This window comes from Nonomuraea sp. NPDC050680, assembly GCF_040654555.1.
Classification (GTDB): domain Bacteria; phylum Actinomycetota; class Actinomycetes; order Streptosporangiales; family Streptosporangiaceae; genus Nonomuraea.
The window spans coordinates 1,346,470-1,369,456 of sequence record NZ_JBFAIF010000001.1; the positions used below are offsets into that span (position 1 = coordinate 1,346,470).

The following is a 22,987-nucleotide window of genomic DNA, read 5'->3' on the forward strand; positions in this document are numbered from 1 at the left end:
TCAGTGCGCTTCGCTCCATCGATCTTTCGTAGGGTCTTCCGGACGCGGCACCAACCCGTGCAGCAGTGTGGCCACGGCGTCCGGGGCCGTCCGGCAGAAGTAGTGGCCGAAGGGCCCGAGCTCCGCCAGCTGCGGCCGATCGGCGAACAGCGACCAGTCCTCATACCTCCGCCGGTGGTCAGGGGTCAGCGGATCGTCGGAGGCATGGACGACCGTGAGCGGCGCGCGCAGCCTGGCCACGGGCCCCCGCTCGGCCGCCGCCAGCAGATAGCCGTTGGCCGAGCCGGAGTCGTGCCGGAACGTCCTGGTGACGAAGGCCGCCTGCTCGGGTGAGAGCACGTCGAGCCCGGAGTATCCGGTCGCCTCGACGAGCCAGCGCACGATGTCCTCATCCGTCATCGCGTCCACCCGCTCCATGGACTCGCGAGTGGTCCGGGCGTCGTGCAGCAGCTTTCCGGCCACGAAGACGTGGAGCGGCGCGTTTTCGCCCGCCTCCATCAGGCGTGCGGTCTCGATGGCCAGAGCCGAGCCGACGCAGTGGCCCCAGAGCAGTACGGGCCGCCCGGCGAGAGCGCGGACCTCCTCCGCCACCCGCCGCGCCGCCTCCTCGATGGACAGGAAGGGCTCGTCCGGCCGGCCGGGATCATGGCCCGGCAGCTCCACGCCGTAGACGGCCACGTCGGCGCCCGCCTTGTCGAGGGCGGTGGCCAGCGGCTCGAAGTTGACGGCGTTGCCGGCCGCGTAGGGAAAGCACACGAGGGCGGCCCGGGCTCGACCGGGGTCGGCCGACAGCGAGCGAAGCAGACCCAGGTCGGGGGCGGCCCGCAGCGAGCCGGGCGCGCCCTCGTTCAGCTGAGCCTCGGCCACTTCACACAGCGGTCCCAGGGTGGAGTTGCGCATCAGGTCGGTGAGCGACACGAGCCCGTCCAACTCCATGACCACCCGCATGGCCGAGAGCGAGCTGCCGCCGAGCTCGAAGAAGTTGCCGTCGAGGGTGATCTGCTCCAGCGGCACGTCGAGCACCCTGGACCACGCCTCCGCGATGCGCGATCCCACCGCTCCGGTGGGGCGACGGCCTGTCTCCCCCGCGGCACTCTGCTCTCCGGAACGGTGAAACGTCACGCGTCGGGGTTCCTGGAACAACTCAAGGCCGCCCGGCATGCGGCGTCCGTACACACCTGTGGTGGGGATCGTTACCCCGTTGGCGATCAGCACGATCCGCCCCGGCGTGGCGAAGGGCACCCGCAGGCCGTGTTCGTCGACGACCCGCGCCCGATAGTGTTCCGCCAGCTTCGGCAGGACGCTCTCGCTCTGCTCCATCGCGATCAGCGCCGCGCTCTCCTCGCCGGGCAGCAGATCGGCGAGGTGATGGAGAGCGGCCGGATCGGCTGTCATCTGCTCGAACGCGGCGATGTAGTACGCCCCCATCCGCGCCACCTGCCAGGGCTCGAAGAGGTGGGCGTGGTAGTGCAGGCTCAGCCGTACCTCGTCGGTGATGAAGTGCCGGGAGAACTCGGCGCGCAGCACGAACTCCGTCTCCGAGTTGGCCCGCACGTCGAGCAGGGAGAAGCCGTCGAGTTCCTCCAGTTGCCTGAGTAGATAGAAGTGCGTGAAGTTGAAGGCCGTCTCGAACAGCGCCCGTTGTGTCCCCAGGTCGTGCTTCATCCGCGCCATCGGGTATCGCCGCGCGGGGAGCAGTTCGACCTCGGCCCGGTAGACGTCGCGCACGAGGCTCTCCCAGGAGCCCTCGCCCGTGCGCACCCGGAAGGGCACCGTGTTGAGGAACAGGCCGATCGAACGGGTGGCGCCCTCCGCCTCGGGCCGGCCGCTGTGCTCGTACCCGGTCATGACGTCGCGCTCGCCGGCGATCAGGGAGAGGACCTTGACGTGCGCGGCCATCGCGACGTTCTTGACCGGCACGGACAGCGCGCCGGCCAGCGCCACGATCCGGTCGGACAGGCCGCGCGGGAACTCCACCTCGTGGAACACGACGGGGAAGACGTCCGGCGACGCCGATTCCCTCGTGCGGGGCACCTCGGTGAAGGTGCTGCCTTCGAGCACGCCCGCCCAGTAGGAACGGTGGCCCTCGTCGGCAAGGGACCGGCGCTCCAGTGAGACGTAGTCGCGCGCGTACCCGTCCGGCTCCGCGTCCGGCAGCGGCCGTCCGTCGAGCAGCCGGTAGTAGGTGTCGAACAGCGTGGTGTGCACCAGGGTGATGCTCCAGCCGTCCAGCGCGGAGTTGTGCTGGCTGAGCGTGTAGCGGAACAGGTCGTCGCCGAGCACGTGCACGTGCAGCCGGACGAGGCCGGGCTCGGTCCAGGTGAAACGATGAGCCTTCTCCCGCTCCGCCCATACGTGGTACCAGGCGTCCTGTTCGGCCTCGTTCATGCCGCGCAGATCGGCGACGTACAGCGGTGACGGCGCGTCCTCGTGGACGAGTTGCAGGTACTCGCCGTAGCCGGTGAGGTGGTAGCTGGTACGGAAGATCGGGTTCGCGGCGACGATGTGCCGGACCGCCCGCTCGAAGCATCCGGCGTCGAACGAGCTCTGGATCGTGTAGCTGATGATGTCGTGATATTCGACTGTGTTGTGTGACAGTTCGCTCTGAAAGACCAGTCCCGCCTGGAGCTGCGTCATCGGGTAGGCGTCGACCACCCCGGACGGGATCTTCGCCCGGTCATCAGGCGTCAGCAGCTCGAACGGCCGGAGTGGGCGCGTCGCCGGATCCGCGTCCCGCGAGAGAGCGACCAGTCTCGCGATGGTCGGGTTCTCGAAGAGCTGCTGGAAGGTGAAGTCGAGGCCGCGCGCGCGTGCCCTGGCCAGCACCGTGACGAAGTGGATCGAGTTGCCGCCGAGCGCGAAGAAGTTGTCGTGCACACCGACCTGTTCGACGCCGAGCACCTCGGCCCAGACGCGGGCCAGGTCCGCCTCCTGCGGCGTGCGCGGGGCGACGTGCTCCACCGCGCGGGCCGGTTCGCCGGGGTCGGGCAGCGCGCGGCGGTCCAGCTTGCCACTGGGACTGAGCGGGAACGAGGCGAGCGTGACGAGGCGCGCGGGGACCATGTACTCCGGCAGCGTGCGCCTCAGGTGCTCCTTGAGCTCATCCTCGGGCAGCGGCTCGGCTGCCACGACGTAACCGCACAGATGATCCTGCCCGCGGGGGATGACGACGGCGTCCCTCACGGCGGCGTGCTGCCGCAGCCGCTCCTCGATCTCACCCGGTTCGATGCGGTATCCCCGCAGCTTGACCTGGTGGTCGATGCGGCCCAGGTACTCGATGCCGCCGTCGGCCAGCCTGCGGGCCAGATCCCCCGTACGGTAGACGCGCTCCTCGCCCGCGTGGGGCGCGGCGACGAAGCGTTCGGCCGTCAGTTCGGGGCGACGCAGGTACCCGCGGGCCAGCTGGACACCGGCGACGCACAGCTCCCCCGGGACGCCGACGGGCTGGGGTCGCAGGTCCGCGTCGAGCACGTGGACGCGCGTGTTGTCGACCGGCCGCCCGATCGGCACCATGTTCTCGCCGCCGCGGCAGGCGTAGTGGGTGACGTCGACGGCCGCCTCGGTGGGCCCGTACAGGTTGATCAGCCGGCCACCCGTGACCACCTCGTGGAAGCGTCGCACGTGGTGCACCGGCAGCGCCTCGCCGCTGGCGAACACCTGCCGCAAGGTGCCGAGCCTCCACTGCTCGCCCGTTCCCGAGAGGAAGTCGAGGAAGGCCCCCAGCATGGACGGCACGAAGTGCATCGTGGTGACGCCGTGCCGCTCGACTGCGGCGGTCAGCGCCTCCGGGTCCCGCTCCGCGCCGGGCTCGGGCAGGCACACCGACGCCCCGGCGAACGTCCACCAGAAGAGCTCCCACACCGAGACGTCGAACGACGTGGGCGTCTTCTGCATGATGACGTCCGCGGAGCTGATCGGGTACGCCTTCTGCATCCAGCCGATGCGGTTGACGACCGACCGGTGCTCGATCTGCACGCCCTTGGGAGCACCGGTCGAACCCGAGGTGTAGATGACGTACGCGAGGTCGCGGGCGCCGCCCTCGACCGGCGGCGTGCTCACCTCCTGCGCGTAGGCCCCCTCGTCCATGAGGTCCAGGACGGCGACGCCGTCGCCGACCAGCTCCAGGTGGCGGGGCTGGGTGAGAACGAGGCCGGCGCCGCTGTCGCCGAGGATGTAGGCGATGCGGTCGCGCGGGTTGCCCGGGTCGATCGGCAGGTACGCGCCTCCCGCCTTCAGCACGGCGTAGACGGCGACGAGCATCTCCGGCGAGCGATCCGCCAGCACGGCCACGAGGTCGTCGCGGCCCACGCCGCGGGCGCGCAGCGTGTGCGCCAGGCGATTGGCACGCGCGTTCAGCTCGGCGTACGTGAGCAGGAAGCCGTCGCCCACCACGGCCATGGCGTCAGGGGTCGCGGCGACCTGGCGGCTGAACAGTTCGTCGAGCCGCACCGTGTCCTCGAAGGCGGCGTCCGTGTCGTTCGCCTCGTCGATCAGCGCCAGATCGGCGTCGGATCGCAGGTCGAAGGCGGCCATCGCCGTGTCGGGCGAGGCGGTGGCCTGGTCGAGCAGCATCACGCAGTGCGTGAGAAGCCGCCGGGCGGCGCCGGGGCCGTGCGTACCGGTCCGGTACCGCAGTTCCAGGGCCAGCCCGGCCTGACTGCGGACGAAGGCGAAGGCGAGCGGGAAGCCGGGCCGCCCGGCGGGAGCCGCCTCGTCGCGTACCGCGTCCGCGAGCACGTCGGCGAAAGGGTCGTCTCCCTCCCCTGCCGCGGTCCCGAACTCGTCGGCGAGCAGCTCGATCGGGTAGTCCTGGTGTTCGATCGCGGCCCGCAGCCGGTCCCCGACCTCGCCCAGCAGCCCGCGCAGCGTGCTGTCGCGGGTGACCGGCAGCCGCAGCACCAGTGAGGAGGCCAGCGGCGTGGGTCCGCCGGGCACGGGGGCGGGAGGAGTGGCCAGCACGGATTCCGCGCCGCCGCCGTAACGCTGGAGCAACGCGCCCAGCACGGCGATCAGCACGGAACGCAGGGCGATGTCCTGGCCTCGGGCCAGCTTGCCGAGTCTGGCGGTCAGCTCGGGACCGAGGTCGAGCGCGGTCACCGCGCGCGCCGCCTCCCCTGCCGAGCCACCGTGCGTGTCGGACGGGAAGCCGGGCTGAGCGTCGGGCTGTACATCGGACGGGAAGCCGGGCTGAACGTCGGGCTGTACATCGGACGGGAAGCCGGGCTGAACGTCGGGCTGTACATCGGACGGGAAGCCGGGCTGAACGTCGGGTTGGACGTCGGACGGGAAGCCAGTGCGCTCGGGCAGCGCCGCGAGCTGGGCGCGCCAGAACGCCCCCTCGCGGCGACGCTTCGCGGCCGCGACCTTGAGCCTGCCCAGGGTCTCGATGGACTGCATGGCCCCTCCAGTTCAGAAGTCGAAGTCGAACGCGAGCGCGGGCACCCCGGGCCGGGCCGATGGCGCCCGGCCGAGCTCGCCGAGCAGCGTGTCCGGCCCGGCGAGTGCCGCGTCGAGCAGGGACAGGAACTCGTCCCGGAACGTCTCCACCGTGGGGCGCAGGAAGAGGTTCGTGGCGTACGCCAGCCGGGCGTCGTACCCCTCGGGCGAGTCCTCGACCTGGAGGTCCAGGTCGAAGAGCGTGCGCCGGGTGGCCTCCGGGCGCCACCGTGGCCGGCCGCCGAGGAAGTCCACCTGGTGCAGCCCCGTGTCCTGCATCGCGAAGAACGCGTCGAAGAGCGGGTGGCGGCTGAAGTCATGCTCCCCCCGCATCGCCACCAGAGCGTCGAACGCGTGATCCTGGTGGTCGCCGGCAGCCAGCGCGTGCCGGGCCACGGCTCGCAGATACGCGCGGAACGGCAGCTCGGGGGCCGGGTAGGTCCGCAGGCACAGGGTGTTCACGAACATCCCCTGGACCCGGTCCACCCCCGGCAGGTGCCGTCCGGAAAAGGGCGTCCCGACCGTCACGTCGTCGCCCCCGCTCACCTGCCCGAGGAAGACGGTGTACACGGCCAGGATCACCTGGAACGCCGTCACCCCCTCGGCGCGGGCCAGCTCCCGGACCGCGTGGCTGCGCTCAGCGCCGAACGCGAACGGCAGGTGGTCCCCCTCCGTCCGGCGGACCGCCGGCCGGGGCAGGTCGAGGGGCAGATCGAGAGGTTTGACCGGCCGCGCGAACGTCTCGGCCCAGAAGCCACGCTGGGTCTCGGACAGCGCGCGCCGCTCCGGCCCGTTCGCCCACTGCGCGAAGTCCCGATAACGCAGCTCCGCCTCGGGGAGCGGCTCGCCCCTGAGCAGCGCCGCCCACTCGGCCATCAGGAGGGCGAGCGAGTGGCCGTCGGTGAGGAGGTGGTGAATATCCAGCACCAGCCGGGTCCCACAGTCGTGCCGCGCCAGGACAGCCCGCCACAGGGGAGCCTGATGGACGTCGAAGGCGCGGATCCACCTCTCGGTCCAGCCGTCGAGATCCGCGCCGCGAAACAGGCCGACCTCATCCAGCGTCGTACGGAGCGTCTCGTGAACGCGCTGGTAGGGCTGCCCGTCGTCGCCCACGGCCACGTCGGTGCGCAGGATCTCGTGCCGCTCGACGAGCGTCGCGAGAGCGGCACGCACCCGTCCGGCGTCCATCCGGCCAGGGAGGTCGACGACGATCGGCAGGTTGTACTGAGTGCTGGACAGGTCCTTGATCTGCTCGACATAGACGCCCTTCTGCTGGGGTGACAGCGGGGTCCGCTCGGTGGCCTGGCACCGACGCGGGCCCGCCACGTCGGCGCCGTCCGCGGCACGGACCAGGTCGGCCAGCGCTGACACCGTACGGACCGCCAGCACGGCCGAGACCGGGCAAGCCACCCCGAACCTCTTCCGCACCCTGGCGGCCAGCCGGGTCGCGGTGAGCGAGCTGCCGCCCAGCCGGTCGAGCGGGTCGTCGACGCCGATCCCGCGCACGCCGAGGACGTCCTCCCACAGCGCGACGAGCTCTCGCTCGAGCTCGTCGCCGGCCGTCCGGCCGCCCGCGGGGATCGGCTCGGGCAGCGCGGCTCGGTCCACCTTCCCGTTGACGTTCAGCGGCAGCGCGGGCAGCACCACGATCTGGGCGGGCACCATGTGAGCAGGCAGCACGCGCCCGATCTCGGCCCGCAGCCGCTCCGGTTCCAGGGACCGCTCACCCGAGACGTACGCGCGCAAGTGACCGTCGGACGAATCCGGAGCGCGCCGCTCCACGACCACCGCCTCGCGCACTCCGGGGCGGGCCAGCAGCGCGGCCTCGACCTCGCCCGGCTCGACGCGCAGACCGCGCACCTTGACCTGGTGATCCGTCCTGCCGAGGAAGTCGATCGAACCGTCGGGCAGCCTGCGCGCCCGGTCGCCCGTCCGGTAGAGGACCTCTCCTGGCCGGAAAGGATGGGGGACGAAGGCGCGCTCGGTCAGGTCGGGGCGCCCGTGGTAGCCGAGCGCCAGCCCGTCGCCGCCGACGTACAGCTCGCCGGCGACGCCCACGGGAAGCGGTTGTCTGTCCTGGTCGAGCACGTACGCGGTGGTATTGGGCACCGGGCGGCCGATGGGCACGCGGGCGCCGATCGGCTCACGAACCTCGTGGCAGGTGGAGATGACCGCGTTCTCGGTCGGCCCGTACGCGTTGACGAGCCGCAGACCCGAATTGGCCCGCAGCACGGACCTGGCGTGCTTGGCCGAGAGCACGTCGCCTCCGACCAGCAGGTCCCGCAGCGGCCCGAACACGCTCGGGTCCTCACCGGCGAGCTGACCGAACAGCGCGGAGGTGAAGAGCGCCGTGGTGATACCCCCGTCCGCCAGCGCCCGCCGCAGCTCCGCGCCGTCGAGGAACGTCTCCCGATCGAGGATGTGCACGGTCCCACCGCAGAGCAGGGCGGCCCAGGTCTCCCAGACGGAGGCGTCGAAACCGGTCGCCCCGATCTGCGCCACCCTGGCCGTGGAGTCGAGCCGTACATAGCCGACGCCCCGCACCAGACGGACGATGCCGCGATGCGGGACCAGGACGCCCTTGGGCCGTCCGGTGGTCCCCGAGGTGTACATCAGGTACGCGACGTCCGACGCGTCGCCCGGCGCGGGGAAGTCGGCCTCGGGGACGTCGGCCTCGGGTTCGGCCGACCAGTCCTGGGCGTCCACCGCGATGGCCTGCCCGCGGGCCAGCTCTCGCGTGGTCAGCAGGAGGCCGGCGCCACTGTCCTGGATCAGCTGGGAGATCCGATCCGCCGGATGGGCGGGGTCCATCGGCACGTAGAACCCGCCGGCCTTCAGCACGGCGAGCTCCGCGACGATCAGGTCGGGGGTACGCGGCAGCAGCAGCGCCACCGGTTCCGCGGGACGCAGCCCATCGCGGCGTAACCTCTGGGCCAGCAGAGTGCTGCGGCGGTGCAGCTCGGCATAGGTGAGCGTGGTATCTCCATGCACCACGGCCGGGTGGCCGGGCGCCGCCTCGGCCTGCTCGGCGAAGAGCCGCTCGACGCGGCTGTCTCGGGGATAGTCCGTGGCCGTGTCGTCGCAGCCGTCCAGCAGCCGATCACTCATGGGACGTCACCCCGTCCAGCACGTACGCGAGGCCGCTCACCGTCGGGTGAAGGTACAGCTCGCGCATCGGAAAAGCGGGCAGGCCGCGGTCGCGCATGGCCGCCGCCACCCGCATGGCATAGAGGGAGTTGCCGCCGAGCTCGAAGAAGTTGTCGTCGGGGCCGACGGGCACGCCGAGCACCGCCTCCCACACCGCGGCGATCGCGCCCGCCTGCTCACCCGCGGGAGCCCGGACCGGCGCGGCGGGCGCGGCGGGCGAGGCGGGCGCGGCCACGGGCGAGGGAAGCCCGCGAACGTCGAGTTTGCCGTTGGCGGTGAGTGGGAGCGTGTCGAGAGGCGTGATGGTGGCGGGCAGCATGTGCTCCGGCAACACCTTGGCGGCCCGTTGCCGCATCGCCGCCGGATCGCCGCCGGCCGGCACCACGTACGCGTCGATGCGCGCTCCCGCGGCGTCCCGATCGCCGTTCAGCACCACGGCGGCCGCCGTGACGGAGGGGTCGTCCAGCAGGACGTTGCGGATCTCGTCCAGCTCGACGCGGAATCCGCGCAGCTTGACCTGGGAATCGAGACGGCCGAGGTGCTCCAGCCGGCCATCGGGCAGCAGCCTGCCCCGGTCGCCGCTGCGATAGACGCGGCCCATGGTGAAGGGATCGGGCAGGAAGCGCTGCGCGGTCAGCTCGGGACGATCCAGGTATTCCAGGGCGACCCCGTCTCCCCCGACGTGGATCTCGCCGGGGACACCGCACGGCACGGGGCGGCCGCGCTCGTCGAGGACGTACAGGTGCCAGCCGGGCAGGGCGTGCCCCACGGACCGCGACCCGGTCATCGCCTCACGGCGGGTCACGTTCTGCGCCGTCACGTGCACTGTCGTCTCCGTGATGCCGTACATGTTGACCAGCCGGCACCGATCCTCCGGATACCGGTCGAACCAGGCCCGCAGGGGCCGGGCGTCCAGCGGCTCACCGCCGAAGACCACCAGCCGGACCGCCAGCCGCTCGTCCCGCCGCCGGTCGGCCTCCATGAGCTGGGCGAACGCCGACGGCGTCTGGTTCAGCACGGTGACGCGCTCGCGCGCCAGCAGCTCGTGGAACTCCTCGGGCGAGCGAGAGACCCAGTACGGCACCACGACCAGCCGGGCGCCGGTGAGCAGCGCTCCCCAGATCTCCCAGACGGAGAAGTCGAACGCGCTGGAGTGGAAGAGCGTCCAGGTGTCACCGGGACCGAGCCCGAAATCGCCACGGGTGGCCGACAGCAGGGCGACGACGTTGCGATGCGGCACCACGACACCTTTCGGGCGCCCGGTCGAGCCCGAGGTGTAGATGACGTACGCGGCCTCACCCGGCCCCCGCCGCCCTTGACCCGCACGGCCTGCCTCGCGCCCGTGAGTTTCCAGCTCCTCGGGCCTGACCACGCTCACCGGTCCGCCGCCGGGAAAGTCCTCGTCCGCGATGACGATGCGCAGGGCCGCGTCCTGAGCCGTGAACACCAGCCGATCGGCCGGGTAGGCCGGGTCCATGGGCACGTACACCGCGTCCGCCTTGAGCACGGCCAGCATGGCGACCACGAGATCGGGCGTGCGTCCGAGACAGATGCCGACGCGCTCCCCGGGACGCACGCCCCGGTCGAGGAGGGCGGCGGCGAAGCGGCCGGCCCGCGCGTCCAGTTCCGCGTAGGTCAGGGAGCGGCCCTCGCAGGTGAGCGCCACCGCGTCGGGACGCTCGGCCACGCAGGAGGCGAACACCTCGTCGATCCGCTCCGGCTGCCAGTCCAGCCGCCGGGCCGGACGGCCGAGGGCGATCATCTGCCGTGCCTCCGCCTCGTCCAGCAGCTCGACGTCGGCGGGGACCAGGCCGGCGGGCGCGTCGGCCAGCTGCTCGTAGGCGCGGACGACATGGCGGGCGAAGCGCCGTGCCGAATCGGCGTCGACGTCTTCCAGCCGGTGGTGTATCTCCAGCTGAAGGCCGCCGTCCGGGGTGTGGCCGGGCACGATCGTGAGCGGGAACGGGGCTGTCTGGCAGGGAACGTGCGTACCGGACAGCCCATGCCGGCCGCTCTCCGCCGGCCCGTCGGTGAGCAGACCGGCCACGATCCGGCCGCCGGTCTCCGCGAGGAGTTCGGCGTACTGCCGCCCGTCGCACCGCCCGCCGTCCCCGGCCAGGGCTTGGGCGGTCTCGGCCACCAGCTCTCCCGCGGTGCGCGCGCCCGAGAGGTCCAGTGCCAGCAGGAGCCCGGCGTCGAACGCTCCCAGCGCTCCTTCCGGCCGCTCGGGCACGGGGCCGAGCACGCCGACGACCGGGTTGTCCTGGTTCTCGTACCGCCCGAGCACCAGCCCGACCGCCGCCGCCATCGTGGCCGCCACGTCCGCCCCGGTCTCGCGTATCGCCACGGTGACCAGGCCGGTACGGTCACCCGCCGCGTCGTCGCCAGTGGCCCACTCAACATGTCCGGAAAAATCGGCTTCCCGCAGCCTTTTGAGCGTTTCGGCGTCCGCGGCGGTGTGATCTGCCTTTACGTCCGTGATGTCCTCATAGCGGGCCTGGCCGGTGAGCACCTCGGCCACGGCACGCAGCGACGGCGCGTCGAGATTGGCGCGATGGGCGACGAGCACGAGGTCGGCGGGCCCGTCCGCGTATTGCAGCAGCACCGCGCGCAGCAAGGCGCCCTCCGCGCCCAGCGGACGGTGCAGTTCGGCCTCGACGCGGCGGCCCGCCACCGCGGAGTCGCAGGCGGCTGGAACCCGCTCGCACCAGAGCCGGGGCAGCCGGTCAGGCGCGTCCCCCCACCAGGCACGGGCCGCGCGTACGAGTAGCCCGGCCAGCCACGTGGCATCAGCACCCTCGGCCAGCCTGACGCGCCAGGCATGGCAGTGTGCGGAGGGCGAGCGGTCTGGGGGGATGAGATCGGTTCGGGGCACGCGGTGATCTCCAGAGCGTGGTCGTGGTGAATCGGGGGTCAGCGTGCGGTGAAGCCGCCGTCGACGGTGAGTACGCTGCCGGTGACCTGCCGGGATTCGTCGGAGGCCAGCCATACGGCGGCCGAGGCGACGTCGTCAGGCTCGATGAGGGTGTTCATGGGTTGCGCCTGCACGAAGGCCTCCTCGTGCTCGTCCACCGGCACGTCGAGCGAACGGGCGATCTCCGCCAGCATCCGGCCCTCGACCTGCGAGTCATCGCGGACGGAACCAGGGCACAGGGCGTTGACCCGGACCTTGCGCGGGGCGTAGTCGAGCGCGACGGCCTTGGTCAGGCCGATGAGACCATGCTTGGCGGCCACATATCCGGCGAAGTGCCGATATCCGACCAGTCCGGCGGTCGAGGCGATGTTGACGATGCTGCCGGAGCGCTGCTCGACCATCAGTTTGCCGACCGCGCGGATGGCGCGCCACGCGCCGGAGAGATCGACGTCGATCATCAACTGCCACTCGTGCTCGTCGATCTCGTGCGCCACCTTGCCGGAAGGGGCGGCGATGCCCGCGTTGTTGACGAGGACGTCGATGCGGCCGAAGCGCCCGACCGCCATGGACACCGCGGCCTCGACCTCGTGCGTCTCCCGTACGTCGGCCTGCCTGGTCATGACGGAGACGCCGAGCTCCCGGCAGAGTTCGGCCGTGTATTCGAGCTGACTGGCCGAGCCGAGCGCGTAGGGCACCCCTGGCAGGTCGCGCGCGACGTCGAGCAGCACCAGGTCGGCGCCCTCCCGGGCGAACATCCGGGCACTGGCCCGGCCCAGTCCGCGGGCCGCGCCGGTGATGACGGCCGTCTTCCCGGACAGGCGCATCGTCATCGTTCTTCCGGCATCGCGAGCTCGGCGCCGATCAGGCGCAGCAGGGGAGCGGGATCATCGGCCAGGTACATGTGGCCCCCGTCGAGCTCCACGGTGTTGAACCCGGCGCTGGTGGCCCGCTCCCACTGGGCGATCATCGCCATGTCCACCAGCTCGTCGTCGAGGCCGTGCAGGGCGGTGATCGGTGTGGAGAGCGGCTTGTCGGACTGGGGACGATAGCTCTCATGCAGTTCGACGTCGGCGCGCAGCATGGGCAACAGCAGCGCCCGCATCTCCGGGTCCTCCAGGGCCGGGTGCGAGTAACCGGCGAAGGAACGGATCCGTGCCAGGAACTCCGCGTCGGCCAAGCCGGTGGCGCGGCTCTCCCGCCCGCTCCACGGCCCGGGGGAACCGCTGACGTACAGGCGGGCGAGCCGCAATCCGGTCACGCCGCTGAGCCGGTGGGCCAGCTCGTACGCCAGCACGGCCCCGAGGCTGTGCCCGAACAGGGCCACCCGGGAACCGGGGCCGATTCGCTGCAGCACCTGCGAGCACGCCTCGTCCGCGGCGCGGGCGGCATCGGTGTGGGGAGGCTCGACGAAGCGCTCCTCACGGCCGGGCAGTTGCACCGGCAGGACGCTCAGGCCCTCGGCCAGGTAACGCTGCCATCCCTTGAAGAAGGAGGCGCCGGCCCCGGCGAAGGGCAGGCAGATGAGGTAGGTGGGTTCCATGATCCGTTCTCCCGTCTGTGGACGGTGTCTCGGCTGTGGGGGGTTCGCCTCGCCCGTCCGGCGTCGATGGTCTTGGCGCTGCGAACAGTTGCGAAGCGTGACCGAACGTATGCATCCTTGATCGACAACGTCAAGATCCACATCGCCGATCTAACAAACACTTAAGGTTCGGACGTGAAGAGTGGGGCCATACTTGCCGCCGAACGTCCTTGATTTTCCAATCTCTAGCAGAACATCCCTCTGCGTGCCACAATGCGGGGCACCGCAGCGATCATGACCACATGACCCGATGCCGCCTGCCCCACAGGGCGCGGCTTGGGAGGGTGGGCCTCGGGCACCTCCCTGCGCTTGCGGATCGAGCATTGGCGGAGTGAGCACAGGGCGACGCTTGGGGGGAGCACATGGTTAACTTTGACCCGCGCGGCGAGGTCGACGCGTTGTCGCAGCTGATCTCGACGATCATGAACGCCATGAAGGCCGCGGGCAACGACAACGACGAACGCCAGCTGGCGCAGATGTCCGAGGCGTGCAAGCAGCTGGCCGGCAGCCTGGAGTCCGTGGGCGACACCTACATCGACCCGGCCGTGCAGAAGGGCCGCAAGCAGTGGACCGGTGACGCGGCCAAGCACCACCAGGAGATGGTCGACACCTACTTCGACCCGGCCGAACGGCAGGCGCTGGTCAAGAGCCTCGGCCATGTCTCGGAAGTGCTCCTCATGGCCAAGGAGGCCACCCACGAGACCAAACGGGCGTTCCGGGAGCTGCTGAAATCCATCCTCCAGGCGGTGGCGATCAGCGTGGCCCTGTCCATGTTCACGGGCGTGATGGGCAGGTGGGCCGCGTGGATGGCCAGGGCCAAGATCGCCGCTCAGGGCGCCGGCCTCGCGGCCACCATCTTGGCGCGGCTGATCTGGTTGCTCCAGAAAATCGCCGTGCCCCTGCGCAAGCTGGCCGAGCTGATGAAGAGGAGCAAGGCGCTCAGGAAGGGCCTGACGCTCTTCAAGTCGCAGAACTGGGTGCTGAACGGCACGCAGGGCATGAGTTTCGGCAAGACGGCCCTGACGTCCTTCAAGAGCTACGCCAAGATGTTCGGCCTCCAGATGGGCGCCGGCCAGTTCATGTTCGTGGGTATAGGCCGGGAGCTCAAGGGCCAGTCGTTCTTCGCGCCTTTCGGCCTCCAGTACGCGCAGATGGTGAATTCCGCAGCGATATCGTCGGCCTTCCCCTGGGGCCGCGTCGGCTGGGACAAGGCGAAAAAGGCGTACGGTGCCAAGGCCCTCTTCGCGGCAGGAGCCATGACGGGAACGGGCTACACGATCGTCAACGACAGGCTCGAAGGCAAGACTCTGGGGCAAATGGTCAAGGACATCGGGAAGGTGGCGGTGCTGAACGGCGGCTGGGGCGCCCTCAACGGTGCCGCCCTCGGCAAGTTCGGCGTCACCGGCGACTTCAAGGTCCAGCTCTTCAACTCCACCGGCGCGATCATCCCCGGCACCGCCCTGCGTAACCTTCCCCCACCCATCGGCGTCCCCTTCAAGCAGGTGGTGCCCCCGGTGCACATCGACCATAAGAAGTACCCGGAGCCTGATACTCCCCCATCGATGGACCGCATCCCGGAGACCACCACCACCGCCCCCCAGGCATCGTCACACCAGGTCGGAGGGCAGGAGACGCTGTCATCCATCGCAAAGCGGGTCTACGGCAGCGAAAGCTATTGGCCCCAGATCTACAACGCCAACCGCGACGTCATCGGTTCAGACCCCGGGGCCCTGAAACCAGGCACGACACTGAAACTTCCGAATCTGAAGTGACCGACTGGAGAATGCGATGACCGAGAAAAGCCAGGAAGTCGGATATTCCGCGGACGACCTGAAGAAAAGCGGGAAGGCCACCGACGACTCGATGAGCCTGCTGTCCACTCCCCGAAACGCTTTCGCCGAGGCGGCCAGGCCGACGTCCACCTGCTTCGGCCTGCTCCCCGAGGGCTCCAAGGAACTGGCCGACGACTATCTGAAGTTCTACACCAACACCATCGACTGGGTGGACGCGCTGATGTGGAACCTGAACAACGCGGGCCTGACCCTTGACCAGACCAAAAAGAACTACGACCGGACCAACCCGGTCAGATAAATCCCCAAGGGAGAACATGAGTTCCGACGACCCCAAAAACATCTACCGGGACGAACTCCACCGAATCTCAGAACAAGCCGAGCAGGCACACAGCCGCCTGAAGAAGGCCGGTGGCGGCTTCAAGGACGTCTACGGTGCCGGCGAGAGCGCCGACGGCAAGATCAAGGCCCGCACCGACTCCAGCGGCCGCATCACCGAGGTGCGCCTCGACCCACGCGCGATGAAACTGAGCAGCCAGGACCTCGGCGAAGAGGTCACCCTCGCGGTCATGCGCGCACAGGACGACTGCCAGAGGCGCCACGAGGAACTCCTGCACGACGCCGTCGGCCGGACGCCACCGTCCCCTGACGCGGCCATGGCGCAGTTCGAGGAGGTCATGCACACCTTCAACCGCGCCATGAACAACCGAGAGACCCGGCTCGACCAGATCCTGCGGGAAATGGACCAGTAGGTCGGCCACGCCGCACCTTGATCAGGGGGCGGATCAGGGGGCGCGGCCGACTGAGAATGGTCAGCGGGTGGCGCGGTTGACCGCCGAGATGATCGCCTTGAGCGAGGCCGTCGTGGTGTTGGCGTCGACCCCCACCCCCCACAGCACCCGGCCGTCGACGTCGCACTCCAGGTAGGACGCGGCCTTGGCGTCGCTGCCCGCGCTCATCGCGTGCTCCACGTAGTCGAGCACCCGCACCCGGATGCCGACCTTGGCGATCGCGTCGATGAAGGCCGAGATCGGGCCGTTGCCGACGCCTTCGATCTCGCGGATCTCGCCGTCGAGCCGTACGTCGGCGCCGATGCGGTCCTTGTCGTCGCCCGCCGACTCGTGGCGGTGGGCCATCAGGCTGAGGCGGCCCCAGCGGTTGGCCGGGTTGGGCAGGTATTCGTCCTGGAAGATGGAGTACATGGCGGCCGAGCCGATCTCGCCGCCCTCGGCGTCGGTGCGCGCCTGGACGACCTTGGAGAACTCGATCTGCAGCCGTCGCGGCAGGTCCAGCTGGTGGTCGGCCTTCATGATGTAGGAGACGCCGCCCTTGCCCGACTGGCTGTTGACCCGGATGACCGCCTCATAGGTGCGGCCGATGTCCTTGGGGTCGATCGGCAGGTAGGGGACGGCCCAGGTGAACTGGTCGACCGGCACCCCGGCCGCGGCCGCGTCGGCCTCCAGGTGGTCGAAGCCCTTCTTGATGGCGTCCTGGTGGGAGCCGGAGAAGGCGGTGTAGACGAGCTCGCCGCCCCACGGGTGGCGCGGGTGGACGGGCAGCTGGTTGCAGTATTCGACGATGCGACGGATCTCGTCGATGTCGCCGAAGTCGATCTGCGGGTCGATGCCCTGGGAGAACAGGTTCATGCCCAGGGTGACCAGGCAGACGTTGCCGGTGCGCTCGCCGTTGCCGAACAGGCAGCCCTCGATGCGGTCGGCCCCGGCCAGGTAGCCCAGCTCGGCGGCGGCCACGGCGCTGCCGCGGTCGTTGTGCGGGTGCAGCGACAGGACGATCGAGTCGCGGTACTTCAGGTGGCGGTGCATCCACTCGATCTGGTCGGCGTAGATGTTGGGCGTGGCCATCTCGACCGTGGCCGGCAGGTTGACGATGACCTTGCGCTCGGGCGTGGGCTGCCACACGTCGTTGACCGCGTCGCAGACCTCGACGGCGTAGTCCAGCTCGGTGCCGGTGAAGGACTCGGGCGAGTATTGGAAACGTACGTCCACGTCGGTCGCGTCGGCGAGCTTCTTGACCAGCTTGGCGCCCTCGACGGCGATGGCGGTGATGCCGTCGCGGTCCTGTCCGAACACCACCCGGCGCTGCAGCGTGGAGGTGGAGTTGTAGAGGTGCACGATGGCCTGCTTGGCGCCCTCGATCGACTCGAAGGTGCGCTCGATCAGCTCGGGCCTGGCCTGGGTCAGCACCTGGATCACCACGTCGCCGGGGATCCGGTCCTCTTCGATGATCTGCCGGATGAAGTCGAAGTCGGTCTGGCTGGCCGCGGGGAAGCCGACCTCGATCTCCTTGTAGCCCATCTTCACCAGCAGCTCGAACATCTGCAGCTTGCGATGGGCGTCCATCGGGTCGATCAATGCCTGGTTGCCGTCACGCAGGTCCACCGCGCACCATCGCGGCGCCTCGGTGATGACCCGATCAGGCCAGGTGCGATCGGTCAGCCGGATCGGCTCGAACGGCTGATAACGCTGGAAAGGCATCGGGCTGGGCTGCTGAGCGGTCATGTCGGGAGCTCCTCGTCGGTCGAAAGAAAAGCGGCCGACGCGCATGGCTCGCTCCGCGGCGAGGGAGCCGGCCTTAGTGGCCCCCGCCGCGGCAGCTAAGAAGGAGGCCACGCAGCATGCCTTGCACGCTACCAGAGGTCTCGCCGTGAACTGTCCCTGATCTCACATGATGAGAACCGACAGGCAGGTGACGCAGCCTTCCAGCTTCTCGAACTCCGAGATGTCCACCAGCGTCACGTCCAGCCCGCGTTCCTGGAGCATCGCGCAGGTCCGCGGCGCGGAGGCGGCCATCAGCACGTGGTCGCCGCCCAGCAGCACCACGTGCGCCCCCGACTCCTCGGCGGGCACGAGCAGTCCCGGCAGGTCCGCGCGGCCGGGGTCGCCGATGAGCGTGCCGTCCGGCAGCGCCGTGACGGCCGACTTCAGGTGCAGTACGCCGTTCAGGTCCACGGGCACCACCTGCCGCTCCGGCAGCAACGCGGTGAGCTGGGTGATCCCCTCGTCGTTGGTCCTGCCCGACCTGCCGACGTACACGGTCCTGCCGACCTGCAGGACGTCGCCGCCGTCGAGCGTGCCGGGTCGCGCGATCCTGACGGACTTGACCCCGAGCTCCCGTACGAGGGCCGCCACGGTGTCCACCTCGGGCCGCCGCTCGATCGCCCCCGGTCTGGTCAGTACGGCCAGCCGGTCGCAGACCACGACCATGTCCTCGACGAAGGGCCCATCGGGCAGGTCGTCGGCCGCCTCCACGTGGTGTACCTGCCAGCCGGCCCCCTCCAGCGCGGCGACGTAGCGTCCGTGCTGGTCAAGGGCCCGTTCGTGGTCGACCGGTTCGCGCTTCACATGCGTGACGAGGCCCTCGGAGATCCGTGGGCCGGGCTTTCTTACCAGCGCAATACCAGGCATAGGCCGTGTTCTATCACGTAGTAACTACAGTCTTGGGCATGCGGGACAACGAGATTCTCACCAAGATCAGTGACCTGGTCACCGAAGAGCACGAGCTGCGAGGCAGGCTGTCGGCGGGCGAGGTCAGCTCGGAGGAGGAACACGCGCGGGTCAGGGAGCTGGAGACGGCTCTCGACCAGTGCTGGGACCTGCTCAGGCAGCGCAGGGCGAGGAGGGACGTGGGCGAGAACCCGGACAGCGCCAAGGCCCGGCCGGCCGGCGAGGTGGAGAACTACCGGCAATGACGGGAAAACGGGCCTGATCTCACTCCTCCGTTTCCTTGATGTTAAGCGGACGTTAGATCTAGCCCGTCTCCCCTTGTCGGAAGAACCTTCTGCGGAGAGGCTCTGGCCTGCACCTACTCCCCCCAGGCCCCGCACAGGAGGTAATCCAGTGAGCCAACCCCGCGTGCCGTGGAAAGCAGTGATCGGCGGTTCCGTCGGCAATCTGGTCGAGTGGTACGACTGGTTTGTCTACAGCAGTTTCGCCGTCTATTTCGCCGCCTCCTTCTTCCCCAATGGCAACTCCACCGCACAGTTGCTCAACACCGCGGGCATCTTCGCCGTGGGCTTCTTCATGCGCCCGATCGGCGGCTGGCTGCTCGGCCGCTACGCCGACACCAAGGGCCGCAAGGCGGCGCTGACCATGACGGTCACGCTGATGTCGCTGAGCGCGCTGCTGATCGCCATCGCCCCGACGTACGATTCGGTCGGCTACTTCGGCGCCGTGGTCCTGCTGATCGCCCGCCTCCTGCAGGGCCTCTCCGTGGGCGGTGAGTACGCGGCCAGCGCCACGTACCTGACCGAGGCCACCCCGGCCGGCAAGCGCGGATTCGCCTCTAGCTTCCAGTACGTGTCGATGACCGCCGGTCAGCTCGTCGGCCTGGGCCTGCAGATCATCCTGCAGAACACGATGACCAAGGAGGCGCTCAACTCCTACGGCTGGCGCATCCCCTTCATCATCGGCGCCCTCGGCGCGGCGGTCGTGTTCTACCTGCGGCGCAACCTCCTGGAGACCGAGGCATACGACGAGGAGGAGCAGGGCAAGGAGGGTGAGAAGAGCGAGCGCGGCACCATCAAGGCGCTGATGGCCCACAAGAAGGAAGCGCTGCTCGTCATCGCCCTGACCATGGGCGGCACGGTCGCGTACTACACCTACACGACCTACCTCACCAAGTACCTGGTCAACACCGCGAACCTGCCGAAGGAAACCGCGTCGCTGGTCAGCTTCTCCGCGCTGTTCATCTTCATGTTGATCCAGCCGCTCGCCGGCGGGCTGTCCGACAGGATCGGGCGCCGGCCGCTGCTGATCACGTTCGGCATCGGGTCGATGCTCGGCACCGTACCGCTCATGACCGCGCTGTCCAGCGTCTCCGGCTTCGTCGGCGCGTTCATCCTGTCGCTCGTCGGCCTGATCATCATCACCGGCTACACCTCGATCAACGCGGTGGTCAAGGCGGAGCTGTTCCCGACGCACATCCGGGCGCTCGGCGTGGCCCTGCCGTACGCCATCGCGAACGCCCTGTTCGGCGGCACGGCGGAGTACGTCGCGCTGTGGTTCAAGTCGGCGGGCGTCGAGTCAGGCTTCTACTGGTACGTCTCGGCCTGCGCCGCCGTGTCGCTCGTGGTCTACCTGACCATGCGCGAGACGCGAGACGCGGCGCTCTCCCGCTCGGAGCGAGAAGGAGCGGCGGAGTCTGTCTCCGTCCGGGCCTAATCTGGCCTGATGCGAGTTCTCCTGGTCGAAGACGACGATCGACTCGCCTCCGCGCTCACCACGGCCCTCGCGCGCCACGGCCACCAGGTCGCGCGCGCGGGGCTGGCGGTCGACGCCCTCCGCCTGGCGGGGGGCGTCGACTTCGTCCTGCTGGACCTGGGCCTGCCCGACATGGATGGCCTTGAGGTGCTGCGCCGCCTGCGCCGGGTGTCGGCCGTGCCGGTCATCGTGGTGACCGCCCGCACGGAGGAACGCGAGGTGCTCCGCGGCCTGCGCTCCGGGGCCGACGACTACCTGGTCAAGCCGTTCCGTACGGTCGAGTTGATGGCGCGCATGGAGGCCGTGATGCGCAGGGGCACCCGCCCGATGCCGACGCGGGACCACGTGGTGAACGTCGGCGATGTGCGCATCGACCTGGAAGCCAGGCAGGTCACCGTGTCGGGTGAGCAGGTGACGCTGACCAGGCGCGAGTTCGACGTGCTGGCGCTGCTGGCCCGCGAGCCGGGCGTGGTGCGCAGCCGCGAGGAGATCCTGGACGAGGTCTGGGGCGACCCGCTGCTGTCGGCCTCCCGTTCGCTCGACGTGCACGTGGCCGGGCTGCGGTCGAAGACCGGCCGCCCGCACCTGGTCGAGACGCTGCGCGGCACCGGCTACCGCCTGGGTTCCACGGCGTGAACTCCCGCCTGGTGGTCACGTTCACCACGCTGATCGTGTTCCTCATCGCGGCGCTGGCGGTGCCGCTCGGCTTCGCCTACGCCTCCCACCGTACGAACCGCCTGCTGCTCGACCGCCGCGCCGACGCCACCCGCTTCGCGGAACTGGCCGACCAGGCGGCGCGCGACGACGACCGCACGGCGCTGACGGCCGAGGTCGTCCGGTACGCCGACCTGTACGGCGCGGCCATCCGTGTCCGCGACAGGGACGGCATGATCGTGGTCACGGCCGGCCGCTTCGACGGCGACGACCAGGCGGAGACCCGGCTGGCCATGAGCGGCCGCACGACCGAGGACCTGCCCACGATCAGCCCCTTCGGCCCGGCGAAGGTCCTGCTGGCCGAGCCGGCCGGCCGGGACGCACAGCTGTCCGGCGTGGTGCTGCTCCAGGCCCGCACCGACCAGTCGCGCCTGGACGTCTCGCTCGTCTGGGGCGCGCTGGCGCTGGGCGCGCTGATCGCGCTGGGCTACTCGGTGCTGGCGGCCAGGCAGCTGGCCCGCTGGATCCTGCGTCCGGTGACCGAGCTCGACCGCACCACCCGGGCCATCGCGGAAGGCCACCTCGACGCGCGGGCCAACCCCGGCGGGGGGCCCTCGGAGCTGCAGCGGCTGGAGGAGCGGTTCAACGCGATGGCCGACGCGGTGTCGGGCGCCATGGAGCGGCAGCGGGCGTTCGTGGCCGACGCCTCGCACGAGCTGCGCACCCCGCTGACCGTGCTCGGGCTGCGGCTGGAGAACCTGGAGCCGCACCTGCGCTCGGACGGCACCATCGAGTTCGAGGAGGCCATGGCCGAGCTCGACCGGCTGGCCCTGCTGGTGGAGGACCTGCTGGCGCTGGCCAGGGTGGAGGCGGGCGCGGGCACCGAGGCCAAGGAGATCGAGCTGCGGCCCCGGCTGGCGGTGTGGCGGGAGGTCTACCCGGCCAAGGACCTCACCCTGCGGGTGGAGGTGCCGGAGATGTCGCTGGTGCCGGAGGCGGCGGCGAGGGTGGCGGACATCGCGCTCGACAACGCCCAGAAGTTCGTACCCGCGGGCGGCACGGTGACGGTCACGCTCTCCGACGGCGTCCTGCGGGTCGCCGACGACGGGCCCGGGCTGGCCGAGGAGGAGCGAGGTGACGCGCTGGGCCGGTTCTGGCGCTCTGGCGCGCACGCGAACGTGCCGGGCAGCGGACTGGGGCTGGCCATCGCCACCGAGCTGGCCAAGTCGTGCGGGGCGACGTTGAGCCTGCTGCCCGCCGTACCCCATGGGCTGGTCGTGGAGTTGCGGCTGGCTCAGCCGTACACGGACCTGTAGCGCCCGCTCAGGCGTAGACGGACCTGTAGTAGCGGGCGGCACCGGGGTGCAGGGGGACGATGCCGGTGCCGATGGCGTAGCGCTTGTCGAGGCGCCCGCCCGGCGCGGAGGGGGCCTGGAGGCGGTCGCGGGCGCTGAAGAGCGTGTCGGTAACCTCGAAGGCGACCTCGTCGGGCAGGGCCTGACGGCAGACCAGGTAGCTGGGCGTGCCGACGGTGGGGATCGGTTTCGAGCTGCCGTACACGCCCGCTGGGATGGTGGCGTGCTCGTAGACCGGGCCATAGATGCGGCGCAGCGTCGGCACGAACGGCTCCAACGGGACGATCCTGACGCCGCCGAGTGAGGCGAGCGCGGGGGTGGGCACGCCGCCCGACCAGAAGAACGCGTCGATCACGCCGTCGACGAGCGCCTTGATCGACCCGTCGAGGCCAAGCCTGGCGGTGATGTGGTTACGTATCCCGGCGGCGTCGAGCACCCGTTCGGCGGTCACGGCGGTGCCCGATCCGTCAGCGCCGATGGAGACCTGCCGCCAGGCCAGGTCCTTGGGGGCGAAGATGTCCGAGTCGGCGCGTACCACCAGATGGATGTAGTTCATGTACATCCTGGCCAGCGCGGCGACGGGCTGGTGGCGCACGCGTACGGCGTCGTCGGCGCTGTCGGCCAGCGAGAACCCGAGATCCGCCCGGCCGTCGGTGAGCATGGTGAGATTCTGCACGCTGGCCGCGGTCTCGATCACCTCCACGGTGAACCCGTCGCGCCGTAACTCGGCCGCGAACCTGTCGCCGAGGATCTCGTACGGCCCGCCCGACAACCCGGTCGCGAGCCGCAGTGCGGGCAGCTCCGTTCCGGTGCCCGAGCACCCGGCAGCACCCATCGCGGCGAGCGCGAGAAAGACACGGCGGGACATCGGCACAAGCTCACGTTATCGAATC

At 70.1% G+C, this 22,987-nt stretch carries 15 protein-coding genes; 7 read left to right on the forward strand and 8 right to left on the reverse strand.

Annotated features, from left to right (window positions below):
* The 5 genes from AB0H88_RS06160 to AB0H88_RS06180 are packed head-to-tail and all read right to left on the reverse strand — an operon-like array spanning position 1 to position 13,037.
* On the reverse strand, positions 1 to 5,397 hold the full coding sequence (locus AB0H88_RS06160) for an amino acid adenylation domain-containing protein (RefSeq protein ID WP_357641796.1): 5,397 nt from the start codon (positions 5,395 to 5,397) through the stop codon (positions 1 to 3).
* Between the two features lie 12 nt (positions 5,398 to 5,409).
* The gene (locus tag AB0H88_RS06165) at positions 5,410 to 8,544 is read right to left on the reverse strand and encodes an amino acid adenylation domain-containing protein (RefSeq protein ID WP_357641798.1); all 3,135 of its coding nucleotides are present in this window, start codon (positions 8,542 to 8,544) and stop codon (positions 5,410 to 5,412) included.
* The gene (locus tag AB0H88_RS06170; protein WP_357641800.1) at positions 8,537 to 11,458 is read right to left on the reverse strand and encodes an amino acid adenylation domain-containing protein; all 2,922 of its coding nucleotides are present in this window, start codon (positions 11,456 to 11,458) and stop codon (positions 8,537 to 8,539) included. Before AB0H88_RS06170 ends, AB0H88_RS06165 begins: the two co-directional genes overlap by 8 nt.
* 38 nt (positions 11,459 to 11,496) lie before the next feature.
* A complete protein-coding gene (locus AB0H88_RS06175; RefSeq protein ID WP_357641802.1) occupies positions 11,497 to 12,327 on the reverse strand; it encodes an SDR family oxidoreductase in 831 nt (276 codons plus the stop codon).
* On the reverse strand, positions 12,324 to 13,037 hold the full coding sequence (locus AB0H88_RS06180) for an alpha/beta fold hydrolase (protein WP_357641804.1): 714 nt from the start codon (positions 13,035 to 13,037) through the stop codon (positions 12,324 to 12,326). Before AB0H88_RS06180 ends, AB0H88_RS06175 begins: the two co-directional genes overlap by 4 nt.
* Positions 13,038 to 13,438: 401 nt before the next feature.
* Here AB0H88_RS06180 and AB0H88_RS06185 point away from each other — a divergent pair, with 401 nt between their 5' ends.
* The 3 genes from AB0H88_RS06185 to AB0H88_RS06195 are packed head-to-tail and all read left to right on the forward strand — an operon-like array spanning position 13,439 to position 15,618.
* Positions 13,439 to 14,848 (forward strand): hypothetical protein, encoded by a 1,410-nt coding sequence (locus AB0H88_RS06185; RefSeq protein ID WP_357641805.1) that lies wholly within the window; start codon positions 13,439 to 13,441, stop codon positions 14,846 to 14,848.
* A gap of 16 nt (positions 14,849 to 14,864) precedes the next feature.
* Positions 14,865 to 15,167 carry a hypothetical protein gene (locus AB0H88_RS06190; RefSeq protein WP_357641807.1) on the forward strand — a complete coding sequence of 101 codons (303 nt, stop codon included), beginning with the start codon at positions 14,865 to 14,867 and terminating at the stop codon, positions 15,165 to 15,167.
* Between the two features lie 16 nt (positions 15,168 to 15,183).
* Positions 15,184 to 15,618: a YbaB/EbfC family nucleoid-associated protein gene (locus AB0H88_RS06195; RefSeq protein WP_357641809.1), complete on the forward strand. Its 435-nt coding sequence runs from the start codon at positions 15,184 to 15,186 to the stop codon at positions 15,616 to 15,618.
* 60 nt (positions 15,619 to 15,678) lie between these two features.
* Here AB0H88_RS06195 and leuA read toward each other — a convergent pair whose 3' ends face one another.
* Together leuA and ddaH are read right to left on the reverse strand one after the other, a co-directional pair.
* A complete protein-coding gene (leuA, locus tag AB0H88_RS06200) occupies positions 15,679 to 17,385 on the reverse strand; it encodes a 2-isopropylmalate synthase (protein ID WP_357641811.1) in 1,707 nt (568 codons plus the stop codon).
* Positions 17,386 to 17,547: 162 nt separating this feature from the next.
* Positions 17,548 to 18,291 (reverse strand): dimethylargininase, encoded by a 744-nt coding sequence (ddaH, locus tag AB0H88_RS06205; protein ID WP_357641813.1) that lies wholly within the window; start codon positions 18,289 to 18,291, stop codon positions 17,548 to 17,550.
* 38 nt (positions 18,292 to 18,329) lie between these two features.
* Here ddaH and AB0H88_RS06210 point away from each other — a divergent pair, with 38 nt between their 5' ends.
* The 4 genes from AB0H88_RS06210 to AB0H88_RS06225 all read left to right on the forward strand — a co-directional run bounded on the left by AB0H88_RS06210 (position 18,330) and on the right by AB0H88_RS06225 (position 22,055).
* Positions 18,330 to 18,575 carry a DUF2630 family protein gene (locus AB0H88_RS06210; RefSeq protein ID WP_357641815.1) on the forward strand — a complete coding sequence of 82 codons (246 nt, stop codon included), beginning with the start codon at positions 18,330 to 18,332 and terminating at the stop codon, positions 18,573 to 18,575.
* A gap of 148 nt (positions 18,576 to 18,723) precedes the next feature.
* Positions 18,724 to 20,046: an MFS transporter gene (locus AB0H88_RS06215; protein WP_357641817.1), complete on the forward strand. Its 1,323-nt coding sequence runs from the start codon at positions 18,724 to 18,726 to the stop codon at positions 20,044 to 20,046.
* 9 nt (positions 20,047 to 20,055) lie between these two features.
* Positions 20,056 to 20,721, forward strand: a complete 666-nt coding sequence (locus AB0H88_RS06220; protein ID WP_357641818.1) for a response regulator transcription factor — start codon at positions 20,056 to 20,058, stop codon at positions 20,719 to 20,721.
* Positions 20,718 to 22,055: a HAMP domain-containing sensor histidine kinase gene (locus AB0H88_RS06225; protein ID WP_357641820.1), complete on the forward strand. Its 1,338-nt coding sequence runs from the start codon at positions 20,718 to 20,720 to the stop codon at positions 22,053 to 22,055. The genes AB0H88_RS06220 and AB0H88_RS06225 overlap by 4 nt, the downstream gene beginning before the upstream one ends.
* 7 nt (positions 22,056 to 22,062) lie before the next feature.
* Here the strand turns inward: AB0H88_RS06225 and AB0H88_RS06230 are convergent, their stop codons facing one another.
* On the reverse strand, positions 22,063 to 22,962 hold the full coding sequence (locus AB0H88_RS06230) for a TAXI family TRAP transporter solute-binding subunit (RefSeq protein ID WP_357641822.1): 900 nt from the start codon (positions 22,960 to 22,962) through the stop codon (positions 22,063 to 22,065).
* Between the last annotated feature and the right edge of the window lie 25 nt (positions 22,963 to 22,987).